This window comes from Enterococcus sp. 22-H-5-01 (genome assembly GCF_050310005.1).
GTDB lineage: Bacteria > Bacillota > Bacilli > Lactobacillales > Enterococcaceae > Enterococcus_A > Enterococcus_A hailinensis.
The window spans coordinates 631,021-643,690 of sequence record NZ_CP189993.1; the positions used below are offsets into that span (position 1 = coordinate 631,021).

Annotated in this window: 14 protein-coding genes; 2 read left to right on the forward strand and 12 right to left on the reverse strand. The window is 36.5% G+C overall.

Annotated elements, in window-relative coordinates:
• Positions 1 to 5: 5 nt before the first annotated feature.
• The 4 genes from ACQKTA_RS03180 to ACQKTA_RS03195 all read right to left on the reverse strand — a co-directional run bounded on the left by ACQKTA_RS03180 (position 6) and on the right by ACQKTA_RS03195 (position 4,585).
• A complete protein-coding gene (locus ACQKTA_RS03180) occupies positions 6 to 692 on the reverse strand; it encodes a hypothetical protein (RefSeq protein WP_427814164.1) in 687 nt (228 codons plus the stop codon).
• Positions 693 to 768: 76 nt separating this feature from the next.
• The gene (locus tag ACQKTA_RS03185; protein ID WP_427814165.1) at positions 769 to 2,094 is read right to left on the reverse strand and encodes a dihydrolipoyl dehydrogenase family protein; all 1,326 of its coding nucleotides are present in this window, start codon (positions 2,092 to 2,094) and stop codon (positions 769 to 771) included.
• 1 nt (position 2,095) lies between these two features.
• Positions 2,096 to 3,049: an ABC transporter ATP-binding protein gene (locus ACQKTA_RS03190; protein ID WP_427814166.1), complete on the reverse strand. Its 954-nt coding sequence runs from the start codon at positions 3,047 to 3,049 to the stop codon at positions 2,096 to 2,098.
• On the reverse strand, positions 3,050 to 4,585 hold the full coding sequence (locus ACQKTA_RS03195) for an ABC transporter permease/substrate-binding protein (protein WP_427814167.1): 1,536 nt from the start codon (positions 4,583 to 4,585) through the stop codon (positions 3,050 to 3,052).
• A gap of 117 nt (positions 4,586 to 4,702) precedes the next feature.
• On the opposite strand from ACQKTA_RS03195, the gene ACQKTA_RS03200 reads away from it, so the two are divergent.
• Positions 4,703 to 5,269: a hypothetical protein gene (locus tag ACQKTA_RS03200; protein WP_427814168.1), complete on the forward strand. Its 567-nt coding sequence runs from the start codon at positions 4,703 to 4,705 to the stop codon at positions 5,267 to 5,269.
• 39 nt (positions 5,270 to 5,308) lie between these two features.
• Here the strand turns inward: ACQKTA_RS03200 and ACQKTA_RS03205 are convergent, their stop codons facing one another.
• The 7 genes from ACQKTA_RS03205 to ACQKTA_RS03235 all read right to left on the reverse strand — a co-directional run bounded on the left by ACQKTA_RS03205 (position 5,309) and on the right by ACQKTA_RS03235 (position 9,528).
• Positions 5,309 to 5,944, reverse strand: a complete 636-nt coding sequence (locus tag ACQKTA_RS03205; protein ID WP_427814169.1) for a DUF421 domain-containing protein — start codon at positions 5,942 to 5,944, stop codon at positions 5,309 to 5,311.
• Positions 5,945 to 5,956: 12 nt separating this feature from the next.
• The gene (locus tag ACQKTA_RS03210) at positions 5,957 to 6,400 is read right to left on the reverse strand and encodes a DUF3290 domain-containing protein (RefSeq protein ID WP_332581378.1); all 444 of its coding nucleotides are present in this window, start codon (positions 6,398 to 6,400) and stop codon (positions 5,957 to 5,959) included.
• A gap of 145 nt (positions 6,401 to 6,545) precedes the next feature.
• On the reverse strand, positions 6,546 to 6,833 hold the full coding sequence (locus tag ACQKTA_RS03215; protein WP_427814170.1) for a putative quinol monooxygenase: 288 nt from the start codon (positions 6,831 to 6,833) through the stop codon (positions 6,546 to 6,548).
• 15 nt (positions 6,834 to 6,848) lie between these two features.
• On the reverse strand, positions 6,849 to 7,487 hold the full coding sequence (locus ACQKTA_RS03220; protein ID WP_427814171.1) for a nitroreductase family protein: 639 nt from the start codon (positions 7,485 to 7,487) through the stop codon (positions 6,849 to 6,851).
• 14 nt (positions 7,488 to 7,501) lie between these two features.
• On the reverse strand, positions 7,502 to 7,909 hold the full coding sequence (locus ACQKTA_RS03225; protein WP_427814172.1) for a MarR family winged helix-turn-helix transcriptional regulator: 408 nt from the start codon (positions 7,907 to 7,909) through the stop codon (positions 7,502 to 7,504).
• A 280-nt stretch (positions 7,910 to 8,189) separates the two neighbouring features.
• Positions 8,190 to 8,531 carry a metal-sulfur cluster assembly factor gene (locus ACQKTA_RS03230; protein ID WP_332581374.1) on the reverse strand — a complete coding sequence of 114 codons (342 nt, stop codon included), beginning with the start codon at positions 8,529 to 8,531 and terminating at the stop codon, positions 8,190 to 8,192.
• Between the two features lie 100 nt (positions 8,532 to 8,631).
• Positions 8,632 to 9,528: a YitT family protein gene (locus ACQKTA_RS03235; RefSeq protein ID WP_427814173.1), complete on the reverse strand. Its 897-nt coding sequence runs from the start codon at positions 9,526 to 9,528 to the stop codon at positions 8,632 to 8,634.
• Between the two features lie 240 nt (positions 9,529 to 9,768).
• On the opposite strand from ACQKTA_RS03235, the gene ACQKTA_RS03240 reads away from it, so the two are divergent.
• The gene (locus tag ACQKTA_RS03240) at positions 9,769 to 10,260 is read left to right on the forward strand and encodes a YajQ family cyclic di-GMP-binding protein (RefSeq protein ID WP_332581372.1); all 492 of its coding nucleotides are present in this window, start codon (positions 9,769 to 9,771) and stop codon (positions 10,258 to 10,260) included.
• Positions 10,261 to 10,304: 44 nt separating this feature from the next.
• Here the strand turns inward: ACQKTA_RS03240 and ACQKTA_RS03245 are convergent, their stop codons facing one another.
• Complete coding sequence (locus ACQKTA_RS03245) at positions 10,305 to 12,647, reverse strand: helicase C-terminal domain-containing protein (protein ID WP_427814174.1); 2,343 nt, start codon at positions 12,645 to 12,647, stop codon at positions 10,305 to 10,307.
• Positions 12,648 to 12,670 lie beyond the last annotated feature (23 nt).

The window sequence follows — 12,670 nt, forward strand, 5'->3', positions numbered from 1 at the left end:
TTTTATCACTCCAATGGTTCCGTTGGTCTTCGTCGCACCTGACATTGTTGACGTAAAAATTGATAGTCCTGTTCTAAGGCCCTTAATTCTTCTTCTAAACTTTCGATCCGTGCATCGCGAACATCCTCAATAAATCGTTGATAATAATTATTTTCATGCAAACTATCTTGTTCACCTAAACGCCGACGCAATTCTTTATACAATTGTTCAGTCGAAAAGAAACTTGTCCCATAGTCCATCCGCTTAGCTTTTCTAACTTCACGAAACAAAGAGGCCATAAAGCGTTGTGTCAACGCCTGCTCAGCTACTTTCAATTCTTGTCTCAAAGGTTTCTTAGCTACAAAGAAAGTCCCTTCTGCTGGGAGTTCTTCTTCCTTTGTATAGGGCCGATAGACTAATACGCCAATATCATTAGGGAGATCCTCTTTGACCTTTTCATAAAGCGCTTCTGTCAGTACAAAGTAATTGTAATGACCAATAAATGACAATTTGGCTTTAGAATAAAAATCGGCTTTGGTTACTTTTAATTCGTAACAGCGCCACTCCGTAAATTCTGGCTTAAAAAAGCAGGCCAACGTATCCACGATTCCTTGGTCCTCAGGCATCGTAACTTCCTCTACCACGATCGCACCCAGTTCAATACAATAATAATACAATGCTTTTTCTATTTCTTGCGTTAATGTTGTTTTCATTTTCTTCACCACGGGAACATATTTTCGTAAACTGTAGCACATCTCAAATAAAAAAAACAGAGGAGTGCCCTCTGTTTTAAATAAAATATGAAAGATCACTAGCCGGACTAGGATAAGCAAAAATGAATTTTTCTAATTCATCATGTGTGATCTGCTTCGTCAAAAGAATGACCAAATAGTTGATCAACTCATCTGCTAATTGACTCAAACAAGTAATCGCGACGATCTTGTCCGCCTCATCATACACAAATTTGATTTTTGCACCTTGATCATTGATTCGTTTGTATGTGTACCAGTCTGACAAATAGATCGTCTGCTCATGGTACTTTTCTGAGTGATCAGCTAACTCTTTTTCGCTGATGCCTACGCGTGCCAAACGTTGGTCGCCAAAAACGATTGTCGGGATCAAGGGATAATCGATTGCTGCCGTGTGTCCATTCATTGCTTCTACCACATAGCTCGCTTCGTAACCTGCGACAGGTGTTAATTTAGGCGTTGTTTTTGCTAACACATCCCCACAAGCAAAAATATGAGCTTGGCTTGTTTGCAAGCGTTGATTTACCTTGATACCTTTTTTATCATAGTCAATCTTAGCTTTTTCTAAAGCTAAGCCATCAATATTCGGCTTGCGACCTGTTGCACCAATCACTAGATCAGCTGTCAATTCAAAATTATCTGCTGTAATCTGATACCCCTGTGCTTGCTGAGCAATTTTTTGCGTATCGATATTAAAGTGAAAGGTAATACCGGCTGCTTCTAAGTGCTTCACTAACTGATTGACTAAATCTCGATCAAATCCTTTTAACGGTTGATCGTTATGATGAATAATATGGGTCTCCGCTCCAGCCGCATTGGCAATAATGGCTAATTCAAATGCAATATAGCCTGCACCAATAAAGGCGATTTTCTTTGGTAATTTTTCTAATGCCAAAAAGTCAGTACTATTTCTCAAATATTCTTTGCCCTCGATCGGCAAAACGATTGGTGATTGTCCAGTTGTAATCAAGAATTGTTCAGCTGTTAATTCTTGATCTGCTACATGGATCGTCTGCGGATCGATGAAACTAGCTGATCCGTGATACGTAGTGATTTCTGCTGAAACGAATCCTTCTTGGGTACTGCTGGGAACTGAATCCGTATAACTTTTCTTGAATGCCATCAGTTCTTCCCAATTGATTTCGGGCGATCCTTCAAACCCTTTTCCTGTTAAACGTTCTACCCGCATCTTAGCTTCTACACCGCTCATCAACATTTTCTTAGGATCACAGCCGCGATTGGGGCATGTTCCGCCCCAAAGGTCTGCTTCGATGATCGCGACATTTTTTCCTTGTTCTTTCAAAGAATAGGCTGCTGCATTCCCCGCTGGTCCACTACCAATTACGATCACATCATACTTAACCATCTTAGCCCTCCTGACTTAAGAAACGAAAGACATCACTACGATCGACTACTCCGACAATTGTTTCATGCTCTTTAATATAAAAAGCATCCTGTTCTGCTAATAAATCAAAAATCTCACTCATACTAGTTTCGAGTGTTACTACTGGAAGCTCCTGTTCTCGCTGTTGTGCTGCTTGATAAAAGCCGCCATTATATAATACTTCTAAAGTTTGGGTATAGACTTCATCCGTAGTTTCGTCAAAGAACTCTTCAACAAATTGATTTGCTGGATTTTTACGAATTTCTTCAGGCGTATCGCATTGAATTAATTTCCCTTCATGCATCACGGCAATTCGACTGCCGATTTTCATCGCTTCCTTCATATTATGCGTAACGAAAATAATCGTATTGCCTAACTTTTGATGTAATTCGATGATTAAATCTTGCAAACTAGCTCGTGAGATCGGATCTAGTGCGCTGAAAGGTTCATCCATCAAAATAATATCTGGTTCGGCTGCTAATGCTCGTACGATTCCGATCCGTTGTTGCTGCCCACCGGATAATTCACTCGGCATCCGATCGCGGAAAAGTTCTGGATCCATATCCACTTCTCGCAACAATTCATCGACACGTTCATTTCGCCGATCTTTTTTCCAACCAAGCATATCGGGAATCACTTCAATGTTTTCTTTCACACTCATCGTCGGGAAAAGAGCAATTTGTTGTAGCACATAGCCGATCTGCCAACGTAACTTTTGAATATTATAATCTTTGATTCGTTTTTCTTTGAAATACAGATTACCATCTGTTGGTTCGATCAATCCGTTGATCATTTTCAAGGAAGTTGTTTTCCCACTCCCTGACGGCCCAACTAGTACAAAAATCTCTCCTTTTTTCACGGAGAAATTCAAATCTTTTAATACTACGTTGCCTTCAAATTCCTTACTGACATCTTTAAATTCAATAATTGATTCCATCTACAGATCCTCCCCAATGATTTTTTCTTTCACTAAGAAGTCATGCGCCACTTTTGCTGGCTGTTCTTTTTTGACGTTTACTAAGTAGTTCATTTCAACCATTTGATCTTCTGTGATTTTACCAGCTAAACGATTCAATGCTTTCACCACTTTAGGATGTTGATCAGCAAATTCTTGTTTCATTAACGGTGCACCTTGGTATGGCGGGAAATTATGCAAATCATCTTCTAAAGTTACAAGATCATATTGTTTGATTTCACTATCAGTTGAATAAGCATCGATCACATCCACATCTCCATTATTGATTGCTTGGTAGCGTAAGGCAGGTTCCATACTTTGGACAGAACTCAAATTAACTCCGTATTTATCTTGGATGCCACGGTAGCCATCTTGACGATCGATAAATTCCAATGTGAATCCAGCTTTTAATTGATCTTGTTGTCCTTTTAGATCAGAAATTTTTGTGATTCCACGTTTTTCAGCTTCACTTTTCTTCATTGCCAATGCATACGTATTTTCATATTTCATCGGTTTGATCAATTCCATTTCAAATTGATCTTTCAATAATTTATTAGCTTCTTTATATGTTTCATCTGGTGATAAATCATCACTAGTACTTTCCGGTACTTTTACTAAACTTTCTAGCACTGTTCCCGTAAATTCGGGATAGATATCGATTTGATCACTTTTCACAGCATTGAATAAGAAACTCGTTTTACCGAAGTTCGGTTTCAATTCCACGTTGATCGAAGAATCTTCATCTTGGATAACTTCTTTATACATATTGATCAAAATATCTGGTTCAGAACCTAACTTACCAGCAATCGTGACCGTTTCGCTTGCGGCTGGATTATGTTGTGCAAAGAAAATACCGCCGATTCCCAAACAAATCACACCTAATGCGATCAAAGTCGCTTTTCCGCTGCGGTGTTGTAAGAAACGAATCAAACCACTGAAAATTATCGCTAACAATGCTGAACTGATCGCACCGATCAAGGTTAAACTTGGATCATTTCGGTCGATCCCTAATAAAATAAATGTACCGAGTCCGCCAGCACCGATCAAAGCTGCTAATGTTGCTGTACCGATGATCAAGACTAACGCTGTCCGAATTCCTGAAATAATGACCGGCATCGCCATTGGTAATTCTACCCGCAATAATTTACGTGTTCGTGACATCCCAAAAGCATCGGCAGCTTCTTCAATCGAAGGATCTATTTCTGCCAAACCGATATATGTATTTTGGAAAATCGGTAACAAGGCATAAACGACTAAGGCAATCAATGCCGGTACGGTGCCAATACCCACAAAAGGAATCAATAACCCTAGTAAAGCCAATGACGGAATAGTCTGTAAGATACTCGTCAATTGTAAGACGACTTCCGCCAATTTTTTCCGCTGACTCAATAAAATCGCCAGTGGAATAGCGATCACTACTGCGATTAATAACGCACTTAATGAAATCGCCAAATGTTCAAAGATCGCACTTAATAATTCTTCTTTTCTTTCATTAAATGTATTGATTAATTCATTCATGTGATTTCCTTTCAAAAATATGACTTATTCTTAGTATAACTTAATCAAAATCAGAGGCAAAAAGATTGGCTTGCTTAAAAAGTAGTATAATAATAAAAAATTGAAAGCAGGGGAAAAATGAAAACCGAAAAAGAACTCTCAGCGATTATGTTAGACAAATATGGGAAATCCTATCACTATTTGAATTCTCATCACTATAATTGGTATAAAGCAATCGAACTCAATTTATTGAACAGTGATAGCTTCACAAATTATTTTTTACGCATCAAAAAGAATGAACCAAAAACATTTGCTGAACTTCAAACAACTGTTCAAGAAACATCGATTACGGCTTTTCAACAAGACTTATCTGATGCAGATACATTTATTTTATTGACTGCCGCCTGGGCAAATGGCTTCGTACCGGAAAATTCCGCTGCTGCGGTTCAAGATCTAGACCGCTTTTTGACCAACTACACCCTGCAAAAAGATTCCTTAATTGGTATCAATCAAATGAATGCTGATTTTAATCAAGCTTTGATCCAACACTTTCCGAAAGTCCGCCGGCAAGATTTACGATTGATCTATCGCATATTAGTCTTAAAAGAAGTACAAAACGCTGACTTGAAAGAAGAACTCGACAAATTGAATGAACCAACAAGAAAAAGAACAGAAAAATTATATAATTTATTCAAGCAAGTTTAAAAAAAGTGAGAAGATGCAGCTGACATCTTCTCACTTTTTTTATTTATCATACCCAAACAGATTCAGACGTCCAGATATATATTCACCTAGATAGACATCATTAATGCGCTCAAATCCTTGTTGCAGGATTTGTTGTTCAAGCCATTCCGGATCTTGATTGATCAATTCTAAAACATCTAAGTTCGCTTGACCATCCACGATGATCGGGTATTTGATATTTTCGTCCCCAAATTCAATCAATGTCAGTTGTCCATTTTGTTCCAAAACGGCTCGTTTGATTTTTTCAACTTCATAAATACCGTTTGCTCGTAATTTAAACATCAGTTCATTGGCAGATATGCCATTTCTGAGACAATCCGCTACATTCACCCGACCATTCTGGATCAAAGTGATTGGTTTGCCATCTACGACAAATTTGATATAGCGATTATGCTCTTTAGCAAATTTTAAAACCAATACTAACAAGGTCCAAATAATCAATACCAGCACAAACTGGATGACTGTGATCGATTCGTTATAGATCACTCCGCCAATGATTCCGCCTAAAACATAATTTTGAACTTGGTCCATCGCTGATGAAGGCGCCAAATTGCCCTTGCCCATCAAGTTGATTTGAAAAATCAAACAGATGATTCCTAAAGTAAGTTTAATAATAATTGGACTATATAATTGCATCTTCAGCGCTCCTTATTTCATATAATTTGCATTTTTATCGATCAAATAGCTTTCAGTCAACGTATAAGAGCTTTGGTCATTGCTCAATGTTACTTTGAAAAATTTCTTATCGATTTTAACAATGATTCCATCCGAAAACTGTGTCCCATTGACAAAAATATCCGTTGTATCAACGGATTCTTGTTTAGCCAAACTTTTAACAAAATTGACCATTTGCGATGATTGAGAATGCTTGGTCTGATTGGTTTGATAATCTGAATATTGAACGCCTAACGCAAACATCAATATCAAAAAGAAAATAATACTCAAATCTCGATATTTTGTTTGAATTCGATGGCGCATGTACAATGAAAAGACAAAAATCAAAATCAATAATGAGCCGAATATAATCAAGTATTTTAAATAATCATTGATATTCGATTGCCGTTCTAAATAGTCGATGCCATAAAAAGTCATCTTACGTTCCCCCGATCTCTTTCTTTGGATCATTTAATAAATCCTTTTTAATCATATAGTAAACAAGTAAAAAGGTAAATAATCAATGTTTTTAAATCAAAAAAGACACGGTCTCGATAGATCGTGTCTTTTAGATAGAGAAAGCTTATTTAATTGGTTCAGAAAAACTTAGCGCTGTCGGTTTCGCCGCATAATCTGCCATGTTAGCAAACAATTGTTTTAGTAATGGACTTTGATTGTGACGTTCGATCGCCGCTTGATCTTCCCAATGTTCGATCATTGCGAATTGATTTTTTGTTTCCACAGACTCATAAAGATTATAGCTTAAGCATCCTTCTTCAGAACGAGTAGCAGCAATCAACGCTGTCACTTCTGTTAGAAATTGGTCTCTTTTTTCTTCTTTGATATAGAATGTTGCTTGAATAATTTTCATATTTATTCCCCAGGCCTATTTAAATTCAGTAATTTTATCAGCTGCTAATCTTACAGAAGTATAACCCATTTCTTTCGCTTTACCGATTGAAAGAATCATAACGGGTACATAACGTTCTTTGTCTAAACCAAAGGCTTCAGCTAATTGGTCAGCTTCAAAACCACCGATAGGATTTGTTTCATAGCCGTGGGCACGAGCAACCAACATGAATTGCATTGCGATCAAACTTGAATCGATTTTTACAACATCGTTCATTTGTTCTTTTGTTAATTTTTCGTAATGAGGGATGATAGCCGCTAACTGTTGATCTCTAACTTCCGCAGGCATTTTACCTTCTTCTACTGCTTGGTTGTAGATTTCTTCACCATATTCATGACAATTCATATCTCCAAAAATCAAGACCATGGCTGAAGATGAATCATTTTGACGAGTATTGAAACGAATCAATGGTTTTAATTTAGCTTTTTGTTCATCACTTTCAACCACTACAAAGCGCCATGGTTGCATATTGACTGATGATGGAGCAGTTGCTGATTCTTGGATCATTTCTAGCATTTCTTCATGTGAAATTTTATAAGTTTCGTCGTAGACACGAACGGATTTTCTTCCAAAAGTGATATCTGAAAAATCATTGTTTACTAAGTTGTTTGACATGTTTCATTCCTCTTTCATTTAACTAATTTTATTAATAGACGCAATAATACTTCTGCTTCCTCTGATTCTAACGGTAAATCGATCGCATCCGGCTTATTGGCATGGTTCTCTTCACACGTCATTAAATCATTCAAAGCAGTATCAGTGATCGTCACTAATACTTCCCGATTGTTCTGCTTGTTTCTTTCACGTGTCACATAGTCTTTTTCTTCTAATACCTTTAAATGACGTGTAACAGCTGCGCTATCGATCAACAATTCATTTTGTAAAATAGTCTGCGTGCATTGTCCATGCTCTTTTAAAAACATCATCAGCTCATAACGAGTAAGACTAAAACCTGTTTCTTTCTCAAATTTAGTGGTCATCTCTTGATTCGCAAGTTTCAAGCGATAAAACAACTTACTAATTTCTCTAAGTTCCATCAGATTCTCCTCTCTAAATTTGATTCATCAACAATTGACTAGTCAACTATAACTGAAAAAAATAAATTTGCAAAGCTTTTTTGTAATTTTTTACAAAAAAACTAGTGACTTTATTTTAGCCACTAGAAATTTTCTTTATTTTATTTTTTAAATATATTTAGAATCTTTGCTCAAACACATCTAATTTGAACAAAAAAAGCCTATCTTACAGCATTGAGTAAGATAAGCATTTTATAAAATATATAATTTAGTTTTACATTAATCTAATTTGCAGAAACTTTTATCGAATCCCTAATGCAATTCGCGCATAGCGACTCATTTTATCCGTCGTCCATGCTGGATACCAAACTAATTTTACTTCAACATTCGTGACTTCTTCGATTTCACCTAATGCTGATTGGATATTTTCAGTTAAGATATCGGCTAATGGGCAACCCATAGTAGTCAACGTCATTTTAACAACTGTATTTCCTGTTTGTTCAAAATCAACTTCATAGATCAAACCTAGATTTACGATATCAATACCTAACTCAGGGTCGATAACAGACTCTAAAGCGGTCAAAATATTTTCTTTTATTTCTGCAACTTCTGCTTCAGTATACTTTTGTGTATTTTCTTCCATTTGTTCCACTCCCTTTCGAGTTTCACCAGTATTTTACTCTATCTATTGGGTTTTGTAAATGAGAATTGATACACAATGATTCTCATTTACAAATCTTTAGTTATTGAGCTTTAGACTTCTTCATTTGGTTTTGTTCGTCTTCTGTCAAGAAAGCTCCTACCACTGAATCTGTTGCCATAATATTAGTAAATGATGTTGGATCCACATCTGAAACTACTTGTTTTAGCGTATATAATTCATAGCGCGTCAAAACGATCATAATCACTTCTCGTTCTGTTGAGCTAAATCCGCCTCGCCCAGGAATGACGGTCATTCCTCTTAACAATTCATTGCTAAGGGCGCTGCACATTTCTTTACTTTTACTCGTCGTAATGAAGGCTGTCATTTTTTGGTGACTCGTATGGATAAAATCAACCACACTACTCATAGTAAAAATCGTAATAATTGTATAAAGTGCACTTTCCCAAGTAAAGAAGAAGCCAGCAACAACAACAATCATTCCATTCAACAACATCATATAATTTCCAACTGTTCGACCAGTTGTTTTTGATAACAGCAATGAAACAATATCTAAACCGCCAGTCGTAAAACCAAATTTCAATGAAAAACCGGCCCCAATCCCTAATAAAACACCACCAGTAATCGCATTCATTAAAACGTTATCAGTTACTTGGCCGACAGGAACTAGTGTTGTAAAGACCGACATTGAGATCACGTTGGCAAAACTTAAGATCATTGCGGATTTTCCTAATTTAATAAAACCTAAAATAAATACTGGAACGTTTAAAAGAAAAATCAAGATCCCGGTATCAAGTGAGAAGCCTAGATTTAAAAATAAGTGTCCCAAGATTTGGGCGATCCCGGTCATACCGGCTGAAAAAACATTGGCTGGAATCAAAAAATAATTCAACCCTACTGCGCCAGTCAAACCAGTAAATAAAATGACGATAATTTTTTTCGCCATGTCTTTCGTTGTATAGTTGATAACTCGTTGCATCTGCTAATCCTCCTTTAAATAGAAACCTCTAATAGAGTAACAGATTATTTTAATATTTAGCAATCGTTCTCAAGCACTTATTTGAGAATAATCATGGCTTTCTTATCATTTTTTGATAAACTATAAGAAATGGCTTTGCATAACACTTTTACTATCTAAAATTTCAGAATATTGTGTGATTGCATTGGCCTGATATAACAAAAATTTTCATTTTAAGATAAATAATTGAGGAGGATTTTTATGGCAAAAGATGCAAGTTTCGATATCGTTTCTGAGTTAAATAAAGAAGAAGTTAAAAATGGAATTCAAATTGCGTTGAAAGAATTAAAAAATCGTTTCGACTTTAAAGGGAGCGTTTTTGATATTACACTTGAAGGAAACCAATTAGTGATCAAAGCGGAAGACGACTATAAGATCGAACAAGTCAAAGATGTGTTGTTTAGTAAATTGATCAAGCGTGGTGTTCCACTTAAAAACATTCAATTTTCTGATTCTGAACATGCACTAGGCGGAAACGCTCGTCAAACTGCGGATTTAGTCAGCGGAATCGATAAAGATGTCGCTAAAAAAATTAACACTGCCATCAAAAACAGTAAAATAAAAGTAAAAAGTCAGATTCAAGAAGATCAACTCCGAATTACTGGAAAGAATCGCGATGATTTACAACAAGTTATCGCCTTAGTGAGAGAGCTTGATTTACCTGTAGATGTACAATTTACAAATTATCGCTAAAAAGAAGCTGAAACAAAAGTGAATTTCTTTTGTTTCAGCTTCTTTTATTTTTTAGAATCCCAAAAACGCTTAGCTGTTCGTTCAACTGCCGCTGGTCCATAAATTACTTTTCGATCTGCCCAATTGACTGGCAATAATTTTTGATAATGTGGATTCGTATAACGCTGATCAAGAAGTAAGATGATTCCTTGGTCAGACATCGTGCGAATGACACGTCCCGCAGCTTGAATCACTTTATTCATTCCTGGTAATTGATATGCATAACTGAATCCTTGTCCTCTTTTTTCATCATAATACTCTTTGATCAATTCTTGTTCATGATTTACTTGCGGCAAGCCGACACCAACAACGACCGTTCCAATCAAGCGCTCCCCGACTAAATCGATTCCTTCAGAAAATATCCCACCCAAAACACAAAAACCAATCAATGTTTTTTCAGGCTGATCGACAAAAGCAACTAAAAAAGCTTCCCGCTCTTGTTCATTGAATTTAGATCCTTGTATTTGGATCGCATATTCTGGATAAACATCATGAAAATAATCGGCTACTTGATCTAAATATTGGAAAGAAGGAAAGAAAACCATATAATTTCCGGTTTTCGTACTGGCTAATTTTTCAATTGAAGCAGCAATTTTGGGAATACTTTGTGTCCGATTTTGATATGTTGTTTGAATGCCCGCATCCACCATTACTAAACGATTATCATTTGGAAAAGGGCTAGGCAATCGATAAGTTAGACTCTCATCGCCGCCACCCAAAACCTCTTGATAATAATCTAAAGGTGAAAAACTAGCTGAGAATAAAATACTGCTGCCAACTTTATCCATCGTCTGTTCTAAAAACCACGAAGGATCGATACAGTACTCTTTAACAATCAAATCATAATTCTTAAAATCAACCGTTGTTTGATAATGATCATCATATAATTCGCTCATTCTAGTAAAACGAATAATCTCAAAATAGACCGGCAACATTTTTTGTTGGACTGGATGATCAGGATTTTCAGCTAACCACTCTTTGATCAATTCTTGCAATTTGAATAAATGATTGATCAAACTTTCTGGAGCAGCCGTTTGGTGATGATACGCCTTGCCGTCCAATGATTGATAGATTAATTCAAATTCATTATCGACTTTTATAAAAGCTTTTCTAAGTTTTTTAAAAGCCTTGTCCAACTCATTGCTGATGTAATTAAGATTCTTTCTTGAAATACTTGCAGAATACATTTCTTTAGAACGATTAACTAAATTGTGCGCTTCATCCACCAAAACTAAATTTGTCTTGTTTTCTTCCTCAAAAAAGCGGCGAAGATAAACAGTCGGATCGAACAAATAATTATAATCCCCCACAACAAGATCGCTAAAGCGACTAATATCTAATGATAATTCAAAAGGACACAATTCATGTTTGCGCGCATACTTTTCAATGACTGGACGCGTATATTGATCTTCACTATTTAGCATATCCCATAAGCCATCATTGACTCGATCGTAATAACCGTTAGCAAAGGGACAATGTTCCGGGGTACAATTTCGCTCTGTCAAAAAACATATTTTGTCTTTAGCAGTCAACGTCACACTCTTTACTCGTGCTGATTTTTGTGTGATTTTTGCAACGGTTTCCTCCGCCACTTGACGTGTGATCGTCTTGGCAGTCAAATAAAAAATTCGTTCGCCTAATCCCTCGCCCATCGCTTTGAATGTCGGGAAAAGTGTTGACATCGTCTTTCCTGTTCCTGTCGGCGCTTCAACATATAGTTTTTGTTGAGCATGGATAGTCTTATAGACTGCTGCAGCTAGTTCACGTTGTCCTTCACGATACGAATCAAAAGGAAAAGCTAGCGTTTTTAAAGATTCATTCCGCGTTTCACGCCATTCCATTTGAAAGACCAACCAATTTTCGTACTTCTCAATTAAGTCTTCAAAAAAACTTTTTAGTTCATCAAACGTGAACAGTCGAGTTTGACGCGTAATCTTTTCTTCAATCGTTTGATAATAAGTTAGACGTGTTCCGATTTGAGCAAGTTCTTCTTGTTCACTATATATATAGGCATACACCATCGCTTGATAAAAATATAAATTGATGATACCTTCTTCTAATTCTTCAAAAGGTGTTTCAGAAGTCTTGATCTCATCGATAAATACTTGTTCATCCTCAATATAGACTCCGTCAGCACGTCCTTCAACTTGAACTGCTATATTCGCAATTTCAACTGGCTTTTTCAACCAAACTTCTTTTTGATAACCTTTTCCAGCTTCTTTTTGTAGTTTACGATGAATCCGTGCGCCTTCTTGCGGTGTATGGTTACTGTTTTTTCCTTCATCAATACTCCCACTGCGTAGAATGAATTCCACGAGTTCACGAATCGCAATTTTTTTGACAGCCACCGCTTCACCTTCTTATAGATCGA